This window comes from Prosthecodimorpha staleyi, assembly GCF_018729455.1.
Lineage (GTDB): Bacteria > Pseudomonadota > Alphaproteobacteria > Rhizobiales > Ancalomicrobiaceae > Prosthecodimorpha > Prosthecodimorpha staleyi.
Genome location: NZ_JAHHZF010000019.1, coordinates 1 through 18,736, shown reverse-complemented (window position 1 = coordinate 18,736; position 18,736 = coordinate 1). Strand labels below are relative to the sequence as shown.

Sequence of the window (18,736 nt, the reverse complement as noted above, 5' to 3'; positions counted from 1 at the left end):
CGGCCGCTAGTCTCCGCCCCGATGATCGGAGACTTCGCGATGTTTCGCCTGACCCATTTCCTGCGCGACCTGCACCGGCCCGGCCCGATGCGCCCGGCGCGACCCGCCGCCGGACCGGTGGTGATCTGGAACCTGATCCGCCGCTGCAACCTGCTTTGCCGGCACTGCTATTCGGTCTCCGGCGATGTCCATTTCCCCGGCGAGCTGAGCACCGCCGAGGTCAAGGCCGTGATGGCCGACCTGAAGGCCGCCGGCGTTCCCGCCATCATCCTGTCCGGCGGCGAACCGCTGATGCGGCCGGACCTGTTCGAGATCGCCCGGCACGGCAAGGACATGGGCTTCGCCATGTCGCTGTCCTCGAACGGCGCCCTGATCGACGCCGCCACGGCCGGACGGATCGCGGCTGCCGGGTTCGACTATGTCGGCGTCAGCCTGGACGGGATCGGCGCGGTGCACGACCGCTTCCGCGGACAGGAGGGTGCCTATGCGGCCTCGCTCGCCGGCATCCGCCACCTGTCGGACTGCGGCGTCCGCGTCGGCCTGCGCTACACCATGACGGCCGACAATGCGGCCAGCTTCCCCGATCTGCTCGACCTGATGAAGGCGGAGGCCTGCACCAAGTTCTATCTGTCGCATCTGGTCTATGCCGGGCGCGGCAACAAGAACCGCGCCGAGGACGCCGCCCATCGCGCCACCCGCGCCGCCGTCACGACGCTGATCGAAACCGCCTGGGCGGATGTCCTGGCCGGTGCCGACCGCGAATATGTCACCGGCAACAACGATGCCGACGGCGTGCTCCTGCTGATGTGGGCGCGCGAGCGCATGCCCGAGCGGGCCGCGGACCTCGAAGCACGGCTGGCCGCCTGGGGCGGCAATGCGTCCGGCGTCGGCGTCGCCAATATCGACAATCTCGGCCAGGTCCACCCGGACACCTTCTGGTGGGACTACAGCCTCGGCAACGTCAAGGACCGCCCGTTCGGGGCGATCTGGGCGGATACCGCCGATCCGCTGATGCGCGGTCTGAAGCAGCGACCGCGCCGGATCTCGGGGCGCTGCGGCCAATGCCGCCACTTCCATCTCTGCGGCGGCAACACCCGGGTACGTGCCTGGCGGCTGACCGGCGACCCCTTCGCCGAGGATCCGGCCTGCTATCTGGACGACCGCGAGATCGGCCTCGACGCCGCACGCGACCGCGTCACCGTCACGCCCTATCGGGGACAGCGCCATGAAGCGCCTTCGCTCATCGCCTGAGCGGGCGGCGGCCGCCGCCCTCTGGCTCGCGCTCGCCACGGCCGTGGCCGGCGCCGCCGAACCGACCGCCGGTGCATCGGACGGCATCCCGCCGGACGCCGCCGCCCTCTACGCCACGCACTGCGCCGCCTGCCACGGCGAGACGCGCCTCGGCGGCCAGGGGCCGGCGCTGCTGCCGGTCTCGCTCGGCCGGCTGAAGCCCGCCGACATCGCCCGGACCGTCGCCAACGGCCGGCCGGCCACGCAGATGCCGGCCTTCGCCGACAGCCTGGACAAGGACCAGATCGCCGCACTCGCGGCGTTCGTCGGCAAGGCGCCGGCCGTGATGCCGACCTGGAGCGAGGCCGACATCCGCGCCAGCCGGGTGGTCCACCCGGCCCCGGCGGCGGCGAAGCCGGTCTTCGCGGCCGATCCGCTCAACCTCTTCGTCGTCGTCGAGGCCGGCGACCACCATGTCACCATCCTGGACGGCGACCGCTTCGCGCCGCTCGCCCGCTTCCCGTCGCGCTATGCGCTGCATGGCGGGCCGAAATTCACGCCGGACGGCCGTTACGTCTTCTTCGGCTCGCGCGACGGCTGGATCAGCAAATACGATCTTTGGACGCTGTCCACGGTCGCAGAGGTACGCGCCGGCATCAACATGCGCAACATCGCGCTGTCGGCCGACGGCCGCTGGATCGCCGCCGCCAACTATCTGCCCGGCACGCTGGTGCTGCTCTCCGCCGAGACGCTGGAGCCGGTCCGCATCTTCGAGGCCGGCGACGCCCGCAAGGTGCCGTCGCGGGTTTCCGCCGTCTATCAGGCCCCGGACCGCAACAGCTTCATCGCCGCCTTGAAGGACGTGCCCGAGATCTGGGAGATCGCCACCGATCCGGCGGCCGCGCCGGTCTTCACCGGGCTGGTGCACAATTACGAGAAGGGCATGGCCGAGGCCCTGCCCGCCTCGGCCGGCCTGTTCGCGCTGCGCCGGATCGCCGTCGAGGAGCCGATCGACGACTTCTTCTTCGATCGCGGCTATCGCCACCTGCTCGGCGCGGCGCGCGAGGGCGGTCGCGCCCTGGTCGTCAACCTGAATGTCGGGCGGACCATCGCCACGGTGCCGATGCCCGGCATGCCGCATCTCGGCGCCGGCATCGGCTTCACCTGGCAGGGGCGCCGCGTGATCGCCGCGCCGCATCTGAACGAAGGCCGCATCTCGATCATCGATACGGCCGACTGGACGGTGGTCAGGACGATCGAGACCGCCGGTCCCGGCTTCTTCCTCAGAAGCCACGAGCAGACGCCCTATATCTGGGCCGACGCCATGATGGGCAAGGCCTCGGACGGCATGCAGATCATCGACAAGCGCACGCTGGAGGTGGAGCGCGTGCTGACGCCCGCGCCCGGCAAGATCGCCGCCCATACCGAATTCGACCGGAGCGGGCGCCATGCCCTGGTCTCGGTTTGGGACCAGGACGGCGCGCTCGTCGTCTACGATGCGGCGACGCTCGAGGAACGCACGAGGCTGCCGATGCGGAAGCCGGTCGGGAAATACAACGTCTTCAACAAGATCCGCTTCTCCGAGGGGACCAGCCATTGAGCCTCCCCGCGCCAGGGTCCAGGAGCCCGCATCGCATGGCCGTCCCCCCCGCACTTCCCGAAGCCGCCGCGGCACTGGCCGACGACCCCGCAGCCCTCGCCCGCCATCTGGTCGAACACTACCACGCCCCGATCCGCGCCCTGTTCCCGGAACTGCTGGCCCTTGCGGAACGGGTCGAGACCCATCACGGCGACCTGCCGGAATGCCCGCTCGGCCTGTCGCTGGTCGTCGGCGACCTCTTCAATGAGGTGATCGAACAGTTCGACCGCACCGAGCAGGTGATCCTGCCCCTGGTCGTGGCGGGTCAGCGGGCCGCCGCCCGCGAACCCGCCCGGGCCCTGGCCGACGCGCAGGCCGGCGTGACGGCACGATTCGCCGCGCTCGGCCAACTCACCGGGGGATTCGTGCCGCCCGCCTTCGCCTGCCGCACCTGGCGCGGTCTCTATGAGGGATTGGACCGGCTCAGCCGGGACTGGAACGACCAGCAGCGGATCGGCCTGGCGCTGGTCTCCGGCATCGCCTGATCCGCCGGACCGGCGATCCGCAACATTGCGCGATCGATCGGATCTCGTGACCCGCGGGATCGTGCCGACGAGCCCCGCCCCGGCGCGCCCCGGCCGCAGGGAGCGGGCGCCGGCGCGACACCGGCATCATTCGCTGCGGGCGAAGGCCTGCAGGCGGGCGACGGAGCCGATGCGGATGCTGCGGCCCTCAACCGCGACGCCGAGTTCGCGCAGCTTGGCGAGCGCGCGCGAAAAGCTCTCCGGATTCATGCCGAGCAGTTGGGCGATCAGCGCCTTCTCGTAGGGCAGTTCGACCACGGCCGCTCCGGTCTGGCCGCGGCGCTGGCGCAGAATGAACAGGGCGACGCGCTGGGCCGCGGTCTTGAGCTTCATCTGCTCGACCTGATCGACCAGCAATTCGAGATTGCGCTGCTGCAGCCGCAGGAGCACGAGCGCAAAGCCCGGATCGCGCGCGACGCAATCGGCGATGGTGTCGACGCCGACCGGGAGCAGGCGGGCGCGGGTCACCGCTTCGGCCGAAAAGGTGTAGGTCTCGCGGGCGCAGTAGGAGCATTCGGCGATGGTGTCGCCCCGGCCGAGAACGCTGATCAGCGCCTCGCTGCCGTCCTCCTGCTGGCGCACGACCTTCACGGTGCCCTCGAGCATGATGTAGAGATGGGCTGCCGGGTCGCCCTGCTGAAACAGCACCGTGCCGGGCTCGAACACCGCCGGAAGCCGCCGGTCCCAGACCCGCGCCAGCAGGTCCGGTGCGACCCCGCGGAAGACCGGCATCGTGCAGACGAACTGCTTGTCATCGTGAGCGGCATAAGCCATCGACCTGTCCCCCCTTCGGCCCCTCGATCCGGGGCCGTCCTTCGGGTCCGCGGCACGCCCTTGAAAAGGCGCGGCGGCACGACAGCGTCGTTGCTTCTGGACGCGGCCTCCTCGCCGCGTGTGACGCATATTTGTTCATCGCGCGGGCATTGGCGTTGATGCAGATCATGGCGGGTCGCGCCTAGGTATTCTTGCGGCGCAACGTCACGGCATGTCGGCCTGCCCTGCCGCCGGACGGGACCGCCGAATCCTTCACGCCGGACCGGATCTCCTGTGGATGACGCCCGCTCAGGGTCTGGCCCAGGCCGCCGCATGCTAGGGTCTCCATGTGAGACTCGGAGAGGGCGGCCGGTAGGAGCCGGCGATCGGGCAGTATCGAGGCGAGGTGGAATGAAGGTCGGAATCGAACTTGGGCTGACCCGGACCGGCGAGCCGCTCGCCATGGATCTCGAGGAGCTCCTGTCGACCCGGCTCCTGGTGCAGGGCAATTCCGGGTCCGGAAAATCGCATCTGCTGCGGCGCCTGCTGGAACAGAGCGCCGGCGCGGTGCAGCAGGCGATCATCGATCCGGAAGGCGATTTCGTGTCTCTCGCCGACCGCTACGGCCATGTCGTGGTGGAAGCCGACCGCAGTCCGGGCGAACTGACCCGCATCGCCACCCGCATCCGCCAGCACCGCGCCTCGGTGGTGCTGAACCTGGAGGGTCTCGACGCCGAAGAGCAGATGCGCTGCGCCGCGGCCTTTCTGAACGGCCTGTTCGACGCCGACCGGGACTATTGGTTTCCGATGCTGATCGCCGTCGACGAGGCGCAGCTGTTCGCGCCCGCCGCCGCCGGCGACGTGGCCGACGAGGCCCGCAAGATCTCGCTCGGCGCCATGACCAACCTGATGTGCCGCGGCCGCAAGCGCGGGCTGGCCGGCATCATCGCCACGCAGCGGCTGGCGAAGCTCGCCAAGAACGTCGCCGCCGAGGCCTCCAACTTCCTGATGGGTCGGACATTCCTGGATATCGACATGGCGCGTGCGGCCGACCTGCTCGGCATGGAGCGGCGCCAGGCCGAGGCCTTCCGCGACCTCGAATCCGGCCGCTTCATCGCCCTCGGCCCGGCCGTATCGCGCCGGCCGATCGAAGTCCGCATCGGCACGGTCGAGACCCGGGCGCGCTCCGGCCGTCCCTCCCTGCTGGCCATGCCGGAGATCGCACCGGATGCCCTGCAGGACCTGATCTTCGAGCCGGGCGCCGAAATCCCGCCGCCCCCGCCGCCACGGGTCCGGGCTGCGCCACGTCCGGTCGAGATCCCGCAGACGGCGATCGCGGGCCCGTTCGGCCGGCGCATCGATGCCTCCGCCGAGCGCCGCACGGAGGCGGAGTTCTCAGGCTTCCGCAGCGAGACCTTGGCGCCGCCGGCCGTCGAGCCGGAACCCGATCCGCGCAGTCCCGAAGAGCGGGCGGCGGAACTCGAGGCGATCTACGCCGAAGTCCTGGCCGATCCGGAGACGCCGTTCCGGCCGCTGCCGCTGGTCTACCAGGATTTCCTGCTGCATTGCCGGGTGCACCGGCTGGCCGATCACGGCCAGGATCTGTCGGCCTTCCGCCGCCGGCTCAACCTCGCCCGTGCCGGCATCTCGGATGCCGCCGATCCCGACTGGGCGCCGGTGATCGAGATCGCCGAGGCCCTGCCCGAGGAGATGCAGAGCGTCTTCCTGATCGTCGCCCGGGCGGCGCGCGAACGGGCGCCCTGCCCGTCCGACGAGGATCTGGCGCGGGCTTATGGCAGCCATTCGCCGTCTCGCGGCCGCTGGCTGCTGACCTTCATGGGCGAGCGTGGCGTCATCCGAACGGAGGTCGATTTCCGCGGCTATCGCTCCGTGATCGTCGCCGGCGTCGGCTGGCGGACGGCGCCCGGTCACCCGAAGGGCGTCGAACCTGTTCCGCGCCGGCGTTCGGAACGGCGGCGACTGGCGGAATGAACCATCCGCGGCCCCGTCAGGTTCCTCGACCCCGTAAATCCTTGGCCCCGTAAAACCTTGGCCCCGTCAGGCCGCCAGCGCGACCGGAACCGCGGCGCCCTCGGCAGAGCGACCGGCACGGGCGCGCAGCATGATCCGGACGACGAGCGCCAGCGCGGCGAGGACGGCCAGTGCCGCGGGCGTGTTCGGCATGGCGCCCGGCTCGTCCATCGACCGATGCAGCGCCCCCCACAGCAGGGTCAGCCCGTAGCCGTAGGTCGACGCGAAGAAGCCGAGGGCGAAGATGGCGGCCTGCTCGGCCCGATGGCCCCAGCGCAGCAGATCGCCGATCAAAAGGGCCAGCCCGACCGCGTAGACCGGCATGTCGTAGTCATAGGCATAGGGGCTGACGGTGACGCCGGCCATCAGGGCGAAGCCGATCACCTGGCGCGGGGTGTAGCCGAGCCGGGCCGCCAGGAGGATCGCCCCCGCGATCCCGATCGCCACGACCGACTGGGCCGCCAAGGCCCATTCGGCCGGAACCCCGGCCGTCTTCAGGAAGGCGTAGGCCGAGACCATCCGGACGAGCGGATAGTAGCCGAGCAGCAGGAACTCCTTGGCGTCGCCGACCGCCCCGAGAAAGGCCGTCCAGATCGGCCAGCCGAAGGCGAGCGTCGCCGCGGCGCAGGCCGCCAGACCGACCGCGACGGCGACGGCCAGAAATCGAATGCGACCCATCGTCAGGGCGGCAAGGCCGAAGGTGATCGCCAGATGCGGCTTGATCACCATCAGCCCGAGCGCCGCGCCCGCGCGGCTCCGGCCCTCGATCAGCCCGAGCGCGGCGAGGCCGAGGAGAGCCGCGGCGAGAAACCCGGTCTGGCCGCAGCTGAGGCAGGACAAAACGGCCGGCATCATGGCGACCAGCACCAGCCCGCTCGCCCGGCCCGCGATGCGATGGATGACGAACAGGAACAGGCCGAGGCTGGCGGTGACGAAGATCACGTAGGCGATCTTGGTCGGCAGAAGCGAAAAGGGTGCGACCAGGAGCAGGGCCGGCGGCGGATAGGTCCAGGGCATGAAGGTGCCCGTCTCGGCATAGGCCGGCTCCGCGAACAGGACCTGGAAGACATAGCTCGCCGCCGCCTCGCCGCGCAGAACCATCTGCGAGACCATATAGAAGGCGTGGAAGTCGACCAGTTCCTTGATCTTCACCCCCGGGGCGATCGCCTCGACCACCCCGTAGCGCGGGATCAGCAGCAGGAAGAACAGCACGATCAGGCCGATCCGGTACTTGGCGCAAAGCGTCACCGACGGATCCTCGATCCCGCCCGCCGGCATCGTCGACTGCTTCTGCGCTGCGCCCGTCATCGGCAACCGTCCCCGTCCAACCTGGAGGCAGCCTACCGCAAAGGCTTTAACATTCGGCTGCCGGCCGGGGTCCTGCCGCCCGTCGCCCTCCCGAGGCTGTCGCCGTCACGCACCGGCGGCCGTCACCCGGCCGCGCGCGCATCCGCCAGACGGGCGACAAAATGGGCGAGGTCGTCGGTCACATACTCGACATGCGGCTCGTCGCGGCCCTCCATCTCCCAGGCCTCGCGGAAGATCTCGCGGGTGCCCTGCGGCACGACCAGGACCGTGCGCATGCCGAGCGCATGCGGCACGGCGAGATTGCGGGCCAGATCCTCGAACATGGCCGCGCGCGCGGGTTCGATGCCGTGCAGACCCAGAAAGGCGTCGTAGGTCTCGCGATGCGGCTTCGGCAGCAGGCCGGCGGCGACGATGTCGAAGATGTCCTCGAAATGATGCTGGATGCCGAGCGCCGCCGCGGTCTTCTCGGCATGCCGGCGGGTACCGTTGGTCATGATGAACTTGCGGCCCGGCAGCCGCTCGATCGCCCCGCCGAGCACGGGGTCGGGCGCCACAGTGGAATGATCGATGTCGTGGACATATTCGAGGAATTCGTCCGGTGAGATGCCGTGCTCGATCATCAGGCCGCGCAGCGTCGTGCCGTAGGTGCGGTAGTAGTCGCGCTGCAGGCGTTGCGCATCGTCGTGGCTGGTCTTGAGGAGACGCTGCACGAAGTCCCGGATGCGCACGTCGACCTGGGCGAACAGGTTCGTGTGCGCGGGATAGAGCGTGTTGTCGAGATCGAAGATCCAGGTCTCGACATGGCCGAAACGGGTTACCGGATCGGCAGGCGCCGCCTCGGTTCCCGGATTGAAGTCGCTTGCAAGCATCATGCGTCCGATCGAACCGGCCGCTCCAAGGGAGACGGCCAAGGCCCCCGCCCGGGACGGGCGAGGGACGGACGACTATATGTCGGCCGGATCGGGCGCGGACGCAAGGGTTTCGGGCCGCCGGAGTTGAACTAGCGCGTGATCAGGGTGCCGGCGCCGTGCTCGGTGAAGAGCTCGAGCAGGACCGCATGCGCCACCTTGCCGTTCAGGATGACCACCGCCTCGACGCCGCGATCGAGCGCCTCCAGGCAGGTCTCGACCTTCGGGATCATGCCGCCCGAGATGGTGCCGTCCTCGATCAGGCGCTGCGCCTCGGCGCGGGTCAGTTCCTTGATCAGGCGCTTATCCTTGTCGAGCACGCCGGGCACGTCGGTCAGGAACAGGAGACGGGCGGCGCCGAGCGCGCCGGCGATCGCGCCCGCGAAGGTGTCGGCATTGACGTTGTAGGTCTCGCCGTTCTCGCCCGGACAGATCGGGGCCAGCACCGGGATGATCTCGGACTTCTTCATCACGTCGAGCACTTCGGTACGGACGATCTGCGGATCGCCGACGAAGCCCATGTCGACCTCGGTCTCGACCTTGGTCGCCGGGTCGATCACGGTCCGGCGGATCTTGGTCGCCGTGACCATGTTGCCGTCCTTGCCGGTCAATCCGATCGCGCGGCCGCCGGCCTCCCCGATGGTCTGCACGATGTCCTTGTTGATCGAGCCGGCCAGGACCATCTCGACGACCTCGACGGTCGCCTTGTCGGTCACCCGCATGCCGCCGGCGAATTCCGACTTGATGCCGAGCCGGTCCAGCATGGCGTTGATCTGCGGCCCGCCGCCATGGACCACGACCGGGTTCACGCCGGCGAGCTTCAGGAGGGTGATGTCCTCCGCGAAGGCGCGGCCCAGCGCCGGATCGCCCATGGCGTGGCCGCCATATTTCACCACGACGGTCTTGTCGTCGTAGCGCAGCATGTAGGGCAGTGCCTTGGACAGGATCTCGGCCTCGGCCACCAGTTCGGCTTCGGATTTCACGGGCGTTTCGGCGGTCATCGGCAGCTCCGGAGACGCGGCGGCACAAAGCGGTTCGCGGGTCTCTTAAGGGATCGGGATGTCATGGGCAACCATGCGCGCCGGCAGGTCCGGTCTGCCCGGAAGCGTCCGCTCAGCCGGCCAGCGCGGCGATTTCATCGCGCAGCGTCTCGATGCCCCAGCCCAGTTCGGACGAGGTGCCGAGCACGATCGGATGGGCGGCCGGACGCTTGCGGATCGCCTCGCCGACCGCCTCCATGGCGCGGCGGACGGGAGCGCCGTCGGCCTCCTTGGCGATCTTGTCGAGCTTGGTCAGCACGATCTGGTAGGAGACCGCAGCCTTGTCGAGGATCTTGAGAGCCTCGATATCGATCGGCTTCAGCCCGTGGCGGCTGTCGATCAGCACATAGACGCGGCGCAGGTTCGGGCGTCCGCGCAAGTAGTCGAAGACAAGCGCGGTCCAGGCCTCGACATCGGCCTTGGGCGCCTGGGCGAAGCCGTAGCCCGGCATGTCGACGATGCGCAGGCCGGCATCCTCGACGGGACGCTTGGGCGCGCCGCTCGACAGGCGCGAGGTCTTCAGGCTGCGCTCGTCGGGCTTGGCCGGCACGAAGACGTTGAGCTGCTGGGTGCGGCCGGGCGTGTTGGAGGTGCGGGCGAGCCCCTCCTGGCCGAGGATCGCGTTGATCAGGCTCGACTTGCCGACATTGGAGCGGCCCGCGAAGGCGACTTCGGCCGCATCGGGCGCGGGCAGCTGCGCGAGGTCGGCGCAGCTGCGGTCGAAGGCCCACGGGCGGGCGAACAGGATGCGCACCTGCTCGGCCCGATGCGCGTCGGCCGCCTCTGCGGCGTCGGCCGCCGCAAGAATGGCGCCGGCCGGATCGTCGGAGCCTGTCGGGTCCTCGCCCATCATCACCGGCTAGCTCGGCGTGGCCGATTTGGAGCGGTTGAACATGCCGCGGACATTGTCCCAGAGTTCGATCTTCACGCCGTTCTTCTTCATGATGATCGACTGCTGCGCCACCGACAGCGTGTTGTTCCACGCCCAGTAGATCACCAGACCGGCCGGGAACGAGGCCAGCATGTAGGTGAAGATCAGCGGCATCCAGTCGAAGATCATCTTCTGGGTCGGATCCGGCGGCGCCGGGTTGAGCTTCATCTGCACGAACATGGTGACGCCCATGATCAGCGGCCAGACGCCGATCATCAGCGCATGGGGCGGATCCCACGGAATCAGGCCGAACAGATTGAACAGCGAGGTCGGGTCGGGCGCGGCCAGATCCTTGATCCAGCCATAGAACGGCGCCTGCCGCATCTCGATGGTGACGAACAGAACCTTGTAGAGCGCGAAGAAGACCGGGATCTGCAACAGGATCGGCAGGCAGCCCGACAGCGGATTGATCTTCTCGCGCCGGTACAGCTCCATCAGGGCCTGCTGCTGCTTCATCTTGTCGTCTTTGAAGCGCTCCTGCAGCTCCTTCATCTCGGGCTGCACCTTCTTCATCTTGCTCATCGAGTCGTAGGACTTGTTGGCAAGCGGGAAGAAGATGCCCTTCAGGATGACGGTGACGACCAGGATGGCGAGGCCGAAATTGCCCAGGAACTTGTACAGGAAGTCGATGACGTGGAAGAGCGGCTTGGTCAGGAAGTAGAACCAGCCCCAGTCGATCAACCGGTCGAATTTCTCGATCTTGAACTGATCGGCATAGCCGTCGACCGTCGCGACTTCCTTGGCACCAACGAAGACACGGGAGGACGATGCCGCAGGCTTGCCCGCGCCGACCTCGACCGCCTCGCCGACCATGAAGGTCTGATAGGTATCGACCGCGCCCAGCTTCTGCGAGGCGAAGATCGGCTGCATCTGCCGATCCTTGTCCGGAATGATCGCCGTGGCCCAGTACTTGTCGACGAAGCCCATCCAGCCGCCGGTGACCTTGGCCTGCTCGATCTTCTTCTTTTCGGCGAGGTCCTTGTAGGACGGCTCCTTGAGACCCTCGTCGCCGAAGACGCCGATCGGGCCTTCATGCAGGATGTAGAAGCCGGCCGTGGTCGGCGTGCCGAACCGGCGCATGGCCGAATAGGGCAGCAGCCGCGCGGTCTTGTCGCCGGTCGCCGTCACCTCCTCGGTCACGGTGAACATGTATTTGGCATCGACCGCGATCGTGCGGCGGAAGACGAGGCCGTCGCCATTGTCCCAGACCAGCGTGACCGGCGTGGTGGCCGACAGCGTGCCGGTGCCGTCCTGGCGCCAGACCGCATCGGGACCCGGCACCTTGACGCTGCCGCCGGCCTCGTTCAGCCAGCCGAATTCGGCGAAATAGGGCGCCTGCGTGGCGTCGGGCGCCAGCAGGACGATATTCGGGCTCTTCGGATCGACCGACTCGCGGTAGCCCTTGAGCACGATATCGTCGATGCGCGCGCCCTTCAGATTGATCGAACCGGAGAGCGCCGGCGTGTCGATGGCGACGCGCGGATCCTTGGCGAGCGCGTCCGTGCGGCTCATCACCACCTGGGCGGCGGTCGTCGCCGGGGCGACGGTGCCGGCCGGCGACCCGGCGGGCGCGGCCGGCGCCCCGGGCGTGGCCGGCGTGCCGGGCTGGGTGGTCTGGATCTGCGACTGCTCGGCGACCCGGCGCAACCGCTCGGCCTCCATGCGCGGACCCATGACGAAATACTGCCACCCGATCACGATCAGGATCGAGAGACCAATGGCGATGATGTAATTTCGGTTGTCGATCATCGGGTCCCACCGGGTGCGATGCTATGCGGGGACGGAGCGGCCGGCGGCAAGGCGGCCGGAGCCGCGGCGACCGGAACCGGTGCATCGGGCACGGGACCGGGCCGACGATCCGGACGCGGTCCGCGATGGACCTGCCGGAAGGCACTTTCGAGATCGGACAGCAGCTGGTCGAACGGCAGGGCGAGAGCCTCGCGCCGGCCGACCAGGACGTAATCGACCCCGCGCCGCGCATGGGCGGACGCTTCGAGCCGCACGGCCTCGCGCAGACGCCGGCGGATCCGGTTGCGCTCGACCGCGTTGCCGACCTTCTTGGTCACCGTGTAGCCGATCCGCGGTGCCGGCAGGCCGGCAGGCGAAGCGACCGCCCCGGCCCCGGACACGATACCGGGATCGGGCAGCCCCGGCACCAGCGCCTGAAGAACGAACGCGCGCCGAGCCGACCGCGCGCCTTTGGCGACGGCCAGGAACTCGGCGCGTTTCTTCAAACGGTCCATGTCAGGGCCCGGCGCGGCCGTCGGGCCGCGACCGGATCAGGCCGACAGGCGCTTGCGGCCGCGGGCGCGGCGGCGGGCAATCACGAGACGGCCGCCAACGGTGGCCATGCGCGCGCGGAAGCCGTGGCGGCGCTTGCGCACGAGCTTGGAGGGCTGATAGGTCCGCTTCATCGGGTCTCGGCCGCCGGTCAGGCGACTCCTCTGGCAAGGGCTTCAATGTCCGGATGGGAGGGCGGCCTCCAGGGGAGAGCCATCCGCTCGCACGCGAGCGGTTCCGCGGACACGCGTCTTGCGTCCCCACGGGCAGCCGTCCCGGTCGGGGGCTTATAGGGGGAGCGTCCGGCGAAGTCAACGCGAGCCCGGCGCGAGACGCGAGGTCCGCCGCCGGGGGATGCCGAACACGGTCGTTCAGTTCTCGTCACAGCCGCGCGAAGCGGGGTTCCGGGGGCCCCCGTCTCCGATACAGTCGGCCCGTTGTCCCGACCGGAGATCCCCTTGGCATCCGATGTCCCCCCCCGCCGCTCCGCCTGGCTCAGGTTCGCGCCGCTCGCCGCGATCCTGGCGCTGATGGCGGCCGGCTGGGCTTTCGGATTGCCGCGATCGCTTTCCTTCGCGACCCTGGTGCAGAGCCGGGCCGACCTGGCGGCACAGGTCCAGGCCCACATGGCCTGGTCGCTCGCCCTCTATGTCGTCCTTTATGTCGGCGTGGTCGCCCTGTCGATTCCCGGCGGTATCCTGATGACGCTTGCCGGTGGCTTCCTGTTCGGCTGGCTGGTCGGCGGCGCGCTCGCGCTGATCTCGGCCACCACCGGGGCCGTGCTGATCTTTCTGGCGGCGCGCACGGCGCTGGCCGAAACGCTGGCGGCCCGGGCGGGGCCGTTTCTGTCCCGCTTTGCCGAAGGATTCCGGAAGGATGCCTTCAATTATCTCCTGTTCCTGCGGCTCGTGCCGGTGTTCCCCTTCTGGCTGGTCAACCTGGCCCCCGCGATTCTCGGCATGCGCCTCGCCCCCTATGCGCTGGCGACGTTTCTGGGCATCCTGCCCGGCACCATCGCCTTTGCGGTGATCGGGGCCGGCCTCGACCGGATCATCGCAGCCGAACCGGCCTGCGTCCTGGAGGGAACGTGCCGTCTGCGTCTCAAGAGCCTGCTCGGACCCGAACTCCTGATCGGACTGACCGCGCTCGGGCTGATCGCCCTGCTGCCGGTCCTGATCCGCGTGATCCGGCGCCGGCGGCCGTGACCTGCGCGTACCGGCAACGCCGATGAGACTCCTGACCCCCGACATCTGCGTGATCGGTGCCGGCTCCGGCGGCCTGTCGGTCGCCGCCGGCGCCGCCGCCTTCGGCGTGCCCGTGGTGCTGATCGAACAGCACCGCATGGGCGGCGACTGCCTCAACACCGGCTGCGTGCCCTCCAAAGCCTTGATCGCAGCCGCCCGGCATGCCGAGGCGATCCGGGCCGCCCGGCGCTTTGGGGTCGACGCCGGCGAACCGCGCATCGATTTCGCCGCCGTGCAAGATCATGTCCGCGAGACGATCGCGGCGATCGCGCCGCACGATTCGCAAGCGCGCTTCGAAGGACTCGGCGTGACGGTGCTGCGCGACACCGCCCGCTTCGAGGACGCCGCGACGGTGATCGCCGGCGATTGCCGCATCCGGGCGCGCCGCTTCGTCATCGCCACCGGCTCGAGCCCGGCCGTGCCGGCGATCCCGGGGCTCGACACGATCCCGTATCTGACCAACGAAAGCCTGTTCGACCTGCGCGCCCTGCCCGCCCGCCTCGCGGTGATCGGCGGCGGACCGATCGGGCTCGAAATGGCCCAGGCCCATCGCCGGCTCGGCGCCGCCGTCACGGTGATCGAGGCCGGCCGTGCGCTGGCCCGCGAGGATACGGAGCTCGCCCGTTTCGCGCTCGACCGGCTGCGCCGGGAAGGCGTCTACCTGCGCGAGGGGACGGTGGTCGCCGAAGTCGCCGTGGAGGCCGAAGGCATCGTGCTCGGCCTCAAGGGCGGCGGGCGGATCGGCGCCAGCCATGTCCTGGTCGCAGCGGGCCGCCGGCCGAACACCGCCGGGCTCGACCTCGCCGCCGCCGGCATCGACGAAGGCCCCGCCGGCATCCGGGTCGACCGCGGCTTGCGCACCAGCAACCGCCGCGTCCATGCGATCGGCGATGTCGCCGACATGGCCGGCCTCGGCCCGCTGCGCTTCACCCATGTCGCCGGCTACCATGCCGGCCTCGTGCTGCGCGCCATCCTGTTCCGCCTGCCGGTTGCGGAGAATCGCGCCATCCTGCCGCGCGTCACCTATACGGATCCGGAAATCGGCCAGGTCGGCCTGACCGAGGCCGAGGCGCGCGCCCTGCATGGTGACGGCATCCGCGTCCTCGCCGAGCCGCTTGCGGCATCCGACAGGGCGCGAACCGACCGGGCCGGCGAGGGCATGATCAAGGTGATCACGACGAAACGCGGCCGCATCCTCGGCGCCGGGGTGGCGGCGCCGGAAGCCGGCGAGATCGTCAACGCCTGGTCGCTCGCAGTCGCCAACCGGCTCGGCATCGGCGCCTTCGCGCGCGCCGTGCCGCCCTACCCGATCCTCGGCGAGATCGGCCGGCGTGCGGCGATCGGCTACTACCGGCCGGGTTTGACCTCGCCGTGGCTGCGCCGCATCATTTCGCTGCTGCGTCGCTTCGGCTGAATCGAACGCAGGCGGCCGACCTGAATTTCGCCGGCTTCGCCCCGCATCGACGCGACATCGGCAGGATCCGGCGGTCGGGCCGTCGCGGACGGGCGCCGGTCTTCCGGCCGATTCGCGCCGACCGGAACGACACGACCGATCGGCGGAGCCGCATCGCGGCGCCTCCTGCGGGACGACCGGCCCGGGAAGCGTCCCGGCCGGCCACGAGACGGGAGACGGACATGGACGAGGGCAGCCGCGAGGCGTCGCCCGAGGCGGATGGAAGGCGGCCGGCCTTCGGGCTTTCGGCAAAGCTGCTCGGCCTGACGGTCGTCTTCGTGATGCTGGCCGAAATCCTGGTCTACGTCCCCTCCATCGCCAATTTTCGCAACACCTGGCTGCGCGACCGGGTCGGTGCCGCCAATATCGCGGCGATCGCGCTCGGCGAGGTCGCCGACGTGCCGCGCAGCGTGCAGGATCGCCTGCTCGCCGCCACGGGCGCCATGATCATCGCGGTACGCGAGGGCAACGCGCGCCGCCTGGTCGCCATGGCCCAGATGCCGCCGGAGGTGGCGCGCCACTACGACCTGTCCGACTACGGCCCGATGACGGCGATCTACGATGCCTTCGACACGCTGATCTTCGGTGAGGGCCGGGTCATGCGCGTGCTCGGCGCGCCGGCCGGATCCGACCGAATCATCGAACTGGTGCATCCCGAAACGCCGCTGCGCCATGCCATGCTGCGCTTCTCGATCAACATTCTCGGGCTGTCGCTGGTCATCTCGATCATCACCGCCTCGCTGGTCTACGTCACCCTGCGCTGGCTGTTCCTGCGTCCGATGCAGCGCCTGACCCGGGCCATGGCGCTGTTCAGCGAGGACCCGGAAGATCCGGGCCGGATCGTCGCGCCGAGCCGGCGCACCGACGAGATCGGCGATGCCGAGCGACATCTGGCCGGCCTGCAGCGCGAGCTGATCGGCACGCTGAAGCAGAAGAGCCACCTGGCCGATCTCGGCCTGGCGGTCTCGAAGATCAACCACGACCTGCGCAACATGCTGGCCTCCGCGCAGCTGATCACGGACCGCCTGGCCTCGGTTCCAGACCAGACCGTGCAGCGCCTGGCGCCGAAGCTGGTCGCCGCGCTCGACCGCGCGATCGGTTTCAGCCAGTCGGTGCTCGCCTATGGCAAGGCCCGCGAAGCGCCGCCGGAGCGCCGCCTGGTGGCGCTGGAGCGGCTCGTCGGCGACACCGCCGAGATGCTCGGCCTTTCCAGTCATGCCGCCATCCGCCTGGAGGTCGCGATCCCGCACGAGCTGGAGATCGACGCCGATCCCGACCATCTGCTGCGCGTGCTGATGAACCTGATGCGCAACGCCATGCAGGCGCTCGACGGCGATGCCGACGCGGCGCTGGTCCGGCGCATACGGGTGGAAGCCGAGCGGCAGGGCAGCATGGTCACCATCCGGGTCTCCGATACCGGCCCCGGCGTACCGCCGCGGGCGCGCGAAAACCTGTTCCGCGCCTTCCAGGGCGGCGTCCGGCGCGGCGGCACCGGCCTCGGCCTCGCCATCTGCGCCGAACTGGTCCGCGGCCATGGCGGCACGATCGATCTCGACGAGACCGGCCCCGGCGCCCATTTCCGCATCCGGATCCCTGACCGCGTCGTCGAGCTGCGCAGCGCCGGCCGCAAGGCGAATCGCGGCTGACGCGGCCGGCAGCGGATGGCGCGGCACGACCGAGCTGCCGCGGGAGGGGCGGCCGCGCGAGGGGCGGCAAGGCTCGCCCGCGCTGCCCGCCGCGGGAACGGTCCGGACCGCGGACCAAACACAACAGTCCCTCAAAGAGGGTCAACCATTCATCCGGGCCAAACTGTCAACAGTCCATCCGCTGGACACCGGACGACGCGCTGTCGCCGGCGGAGCCTGCAGCAATGCCCGAGGCCGCCGGCAGCCCCACCGCGGGGCGACCGGAGGCGGCGTTCCCTCCCGCCGTCGTGCCGGCCCGCGATATTCACAGGCCCGTCACGCAACCTCATCACCCCCCTTGCGCCGCCGTCCGAACTCGATTAGGTACACCCCACCGCGGCGGCCAAGCGCCTCCGCTCCGGCAAGCGCCCGTAGCTCAGCTGGATAGAGCACCAGACTACGAATCTGGGGGTCAGAGGTTCGAATCCTTTCGGGCGCGCCATTTATCCATTTGAAAAATCGTGCGATTTTGGGTCTCTTAGAGACTAGATCTTGGCTGTTCGTTCACCGGGTCGCCACCGGGTCGCCACGGCGCACAAATTCGCCGCAAGAGGCTAGGCGAGCGCGCCAAGATGCTTGGCATACCGGGCTAGATGCCCATCCAATCGGAGTTCCATCGCCTCTAGGTGAGCAGTAAGCCGGTTATAGGTTCGCGTCCGCATCCATTTGGGGCGGGGACAATAGTCCGGATCATCGGCTTTTAGCTTCGCAAGCAGGCGGTTGCGCCGGCTGATATCCCGAGAGAAGCCAGCCGAGTCGCGCTGCGATCGATAGGCGAGCCCATACGCATTGCGGGACAAGAAGCGGCTTTCCCCGGCCGGGAGGTAGAGCTTGGAAGCGCGTCGGCCGGTTCGTGGGCAGACCGCATACCACCGGACCCCACCGAAGCGACACCCCACGGGCCTCAACCGGATATCTTGCCGCGTCGGTCGGCCGTTCCGCAAATAGTCCAGGATGAGTGTTGCCCGACTATCATCCTCCAGCACCACGCGAAAACAAATCGATCCCGACAGCATTTCTCCGCGCCACCATTGCCAAAGCTGCGCCCTACAGTCGCCCGGGATCGAACCCTTCACCAGACGATGAATGTCGAGCCGCAATCCCGATTCCACGAGTGCCAAAGCCATCGCTTACTCCCGCCGAAATTTCCTGCCTAACCCCCGCAGCGAACCTCCACCGGTGCAACCTTAAACGTACAGAACGGATCGAGTTCCACCAACTAAGCGAGCAGTTGCCCGCCGGGTAAATCATCCTGAAGATGTTGGTGGCTCCCCGGCCAACTTACGGCAATGTTGGGGGTGCGGAAGGTGCGGACGGTTCACGACCGCATGCCGAGCATTCTGTATCGGGACGCAAACGGCGCATGGCTGGACGGCATGAAAGGCGCCGGAACCTCAAGCCCACTGCGAATGGCCTATCTCGAAAATGGATCGTAGCTTGCCGCAGCGCGGGCGATGACAATCCGAAGTCGATTGCGCCGGTCTCAAAATAATATTCCGCAATGTTTTCGCATAGTGTGCCGGAGGGCTTTCCGATGGAGTGGTTAGCAGTTTCGATAGTGGCCGTTGCGGTGATTTACTTCGCAATTCGATTTCGCGGATTTCGTACCTTCTTAAAGTGGGCAGCAATTGGCCTAGGACCTGTTGACAAATAGGATTCCGTTCTTCGACCTCCCGTGATTCAAGGTTGCCTTCGAGAGGAGGCAGTCGT

The 18,736-nt window shown here is 68.8% G+C and carries 16 protein-coding genes and 1 tRNA gene; 8 read left to right on the top strand and 9 right to left on the bottom strand.

What is annotated here, in order from left to right; genetic code table 11:
• Positions 1-39 precede the first annotated feature (39 nt).
• Genes nirJ through KL771_RS26665 form a run of 3 tightly spaced genes read left to right on the top strand, consistent with a single transcriptional unit; the run spans position 40 to position 3,354 of the window.
• Positions 40-1,251, top strand: coding sequence for a heme d1 biosynthesis radical SAM protein NirJ (nirJ, locus tag KL771_RS26675; protein WP_261971557.1), 1,212 nt, complete (start codon positions 40-42; stop codon positions 1,249-1,251).
• The gene (locus KL771_RS26670) at positions 1,226-2,830 is read left to right on the top strand and encodes a nitrite reductase (RefSeq protein ID WP_261971556.1); all 1,605 of its coding nucleotides are present in this window, start codon (positions 1,226-1,228) and stop codon (positions 2,828-2,830) included. The genes nirJ and KL771_RS26670 overlap by 26 nt, the downstream gene beginning before the upstream one ends.
• A 35-nt stretch (positions 2,831-2,865) precedes the next feature.
• Positions 2,866-3,354 (top strand): hemerythrin domain-containing protein, encoded by a 489-nt coding sequence (locus tag KL771_RS26665; protein WP_261971555.1) that lies wholly within the window; start codon positions 2,866-2,868, stop codon positions 3,352-3,354.
• A gap of 126 nt (positions 3,355-3,480) precedes the next feature.
• On the opposite strand, the gene KL771_RS26660 is transcribed toward KL771_RS26665, so the two are convergent.
• Positions 3,481-4,167 carry a Crp/Fnr family transcriptional regulator gene (locus tag KL771_RS26660; protein WP_261971554.1) on the bottom strand — a complete coding sequence of 229 codons (687 nt, stop codon included), beginning with the start codon at positions 4,165-4,167 and terminating at the stop codon, positions 3,481-3,483.
• A 390-nt stretch (positions 4,168-4,557) separates the two neighbouring features.
• Here KL771_RS26660 and KL771_RS26655 point away from each other — a divergent pair, with 390 nt between their 5' ends.
• Positions 4,558-6,138: an ATP-binding protein gene (locus KL771_RS26655; protein WP_261971553.1), complete on the top strand. Its 1,581-nt coding sequence runs from the start codon at positions 4,558-4,560 to the stop codon at positions 6,136-6,138.
• A 66-nt stretch (positions 6,139-6,204) separates the two neighbouring features.
• Here KL771_RS26655 and KL771_RS26650 read toward each other — a convergent pair whose 3' ends face one another.
• The 7 genes from KL771_RS26650 to rpmH all read right to left on the bottom strand — a co-directional run bounded on the left by KL771_RS26650 (position 6,205) and on the right by rpmH (position 12,778).
• Complete coding sequence (locus KL771_RS26650; RefSeq protein WP_261971552.1) at positions 6,205-7,485, bottom strand: glycosyltransferase family 87 protein; 1,281 nt, start codon at positions 7,483-7,485, stop codon at positions 6,205-6,207.
• A 122-nt stretch (positions 7,486-7,607) separates the two neighbouring features.
• The gene (locus tag KL771_RS26645) at positions 7,608-8,354 is read right to left on the bottom strand and encodes a pyrimidine 5'-nucleotidase (RefSeq protein WP_261971585.1); all 747 of its coding nucleotides are present in this window, start codon (positions 8,352-8,354) and stop codon (positions 7,608-7,610) included.
• A gap of 131 nt (positions 8,355-8,485) precedes the next feature.
• Entirely contained in the window at positions 8,486-9,394 is a 909-nt protein-coding gene (argB, locus tag KL771_RS26640; protein WP_054359963.1) for an acetylglutamate kinase, read from the bottom strand.
• A gap of 112 nt (positions 9,395-9,506) precedes the next feature.
• The gene (locus KL771_RS26635; RefSeq protein WP_261971584.1) at positions 9,507-10,286 is read right to left on the bottom strand and encodes a GTP-binding protein; all 780 of its coding nucleotides are present in this window, start codon (positions 10,284-10,286) and stop codon (positions 9,507-9,509) included.
• Between the two features lie 6 nt (positions 10,287-10,292).
• Positions 10,293-12,113 (bottom strand): membrane protein insertase YidC, encoded by a 1,821-nt coding sequence (yidC, locus tag KL771_RS26630; RefSeq protein ID WP_261971551.1) that lies wholly within the window; start codon positions 12,111-12,113, stop codon positions 10,293-10,295.
• Positions 12,110-12,607, bottom strand: coding sequence for a ribonuclease P protein component (gene rnpA, locus KL771_RS26625; protein WP_261971550.1), 498 nt, complete (start codon positions 12,605-12,607; stop codon positions 12,110-12,112). Before rnpA ends, yidC begins: the two co-directional genes overlap by 4 nt.
• A 36-nt stretch (positions 12,608-12,643) precedes the next feature.
• A complete protein-coding gene (rpmH, locus tag KL771_RS26620) occupies positions 12,644-12,778 on the bottom strand; it encodes a 50S ribosomal protein L34 (RefSeq protein WP_054359961.1) in 135 nt (44 codons plus the stop codon).
• A 324-nt stretch (positions 12,779-13,102) separates the two neighbouring features.
• Between rpmH and KL771_RS26615 the strand changes: the two genes are divergently transcribed.
• The 4 genes from KL771_RS26615 to KL771_RS26600 all read left to right on the top strand — a co-directional run bounded on the left by KL771_RS26615 (position 13,103) and on the right by KL771_RS26600 (position 17,468).
• Entirely contained in the window at positions 13,103-13,849 is a 747-nt protein-coding gene (locus KL771_RS26615; RefSeq protein WP_261971549.1) for a TVP38/TMEM64 family protein, read from the top strand.
• Positions 13,850-13,871: 22 nt separating this feature from the next.
• Positions 13,872-15,302 (top strand): dihydrolipoyl dehydrogenase family protein, encoded by a 1,431-nt coding sequence (locus KL771_RS26610; protein WP_261971548.1) that lies wholly within the window; start codon positions 13,872-13,874, stop codon positions 15,300-15,302.
• Positions 15,303-15,523: 221 nt separating this feature from the next.
• A complete protein-coding gene (locus tag KL771_RS26605; RefSeq protein ID WP_261971547.1) occupies positions 15,524-16,987 on the top strand; it encodes a sensor histidine kinase in 1,464 nt (487 codons plus the stop codon).
• A gap of 404 nt (positions 16,988-17,391) precedes the next feature.
• Positions 17,392-17,468 (top strand) — tRNA-Arg (locus tag KL771_RS26600).
• A 112-nt stretch (positions 17,469-17,580) separates the two neighbouring features.
• On the opposite strand, the gene KL771_RS26595 is transcribed toward KL771_RS26600, so the two are convergent.
• Positions 17,581-18,153 (bottom strand): hypothetical protein, encoded by a 573-nt coding sequence (locus KL771_RS26595; protein ID WP_261971546.1) that lies wholly within the window; start codon positions 18,151-18,153, stop codon positions 17,581-17,583.
• Positions 18,154-18,736 lie beyond the last annotated feature (583 nt).

Coding starts and splice junctions, on each gene's coding strand:
- nirJ (WP_261971557.1), top strand. CDS start 40: ATGTTTCGCCTGACCCATTTCCTGCGCGACCTGCACCGGCCCGGCCCG.
- KL771_RS26670 (WP_261971556.1), top strand. CDS start 1,226: ATGAAGCGCCTTCGCTCATCGCCTGAGCGGGCGGCGGCCGCCGCCCTC.
- KL771_RS26665 (WP_261971555.1), top strand. CDS start 2,866: ATGGCCGTCCCCCCCGCACTTCCCGAAGCCGCCGCGGCACTGGCCGAC.
- KL771_RS26660 (WP_261971554.1), bottom strand. CDS start 4,167: ATGGCTTATGCCGCTCACGATGACAAGCAGTTCGTCTGCACGATGCCG.
- KL771_RS26655 (WP_261971553.1), top strand. CDS start 4,558: ATGAAGGTCGGAATCGAACTTGGGCTGACCCGGACCGGCGAGCCGCTC.
- KL771_RS26650 (WP_261971552.1), bottom strand. CDS start 7,485: ATGACGGGCGCAGCGCAGAAGCAGTCGACGATGCCGGCGGGCGGGATC.
- KL771_RS26645 (WP_261971585.1), bottom strand. CDS start 8,354: ATGCTTGCAAGCGACTTCAATCCGGGAACCGAGGCGGCGCCTGCCGAT.
- argB (WP_054359963.1), bottom strand. CDS start 9,394: ATGACCGCCGAAACGCCCGTGAAATCCGAAGCCGAACTGGTGGCCGAG.
- KL771_RS26635 (WP_261971584.1), bottom strand. CDS start 10,286: ATGATGGGCGAGGACCCGACAGGCTCCGACGATCCGGCCGGCGCCATT.
- yidC (WP_261971551.1), bottom strand. CDS start 12,113: ATGATCGACAACCGAAATTACATCATCGCCATTGGTCTCTCGATCCTG.
- rnpA (WP_261971550.1), bottom strand. CDS start 12,607: ATGGACCGTTTGAAGAAACGCGCCGAGTTCCTGGCCGTCGCCAAAGGC.
- rpmH (WP_054359961.1), bottom strand. CDS start 12,778: ATGAAGCGGACCTATCAGCCCTCCAAGCTCGTGCGCAAGCGCCGCCAC.
- KL771_RS26610 (WP_261971548.1), top strand. CDS start 13,872: ATGAGACTCCTGACCCCCGACATCTGCGTGATCGGTGCCGGCTCCGGC.
- KL771_RS26605 (WP_261971547.1), top strand. CDS start 15,524: ATGGACGAGGGCAGCCGCGAGGCGTCGCCCGAGGCGGATGGAAGGCGG.
- KL771_RS26595 (WP_261971546.1), bottom strand. CDS start 18,153: ATGGCTTTGGCACTCGTGGAATCGGGATTGCGGCTCGACATTCATCGT.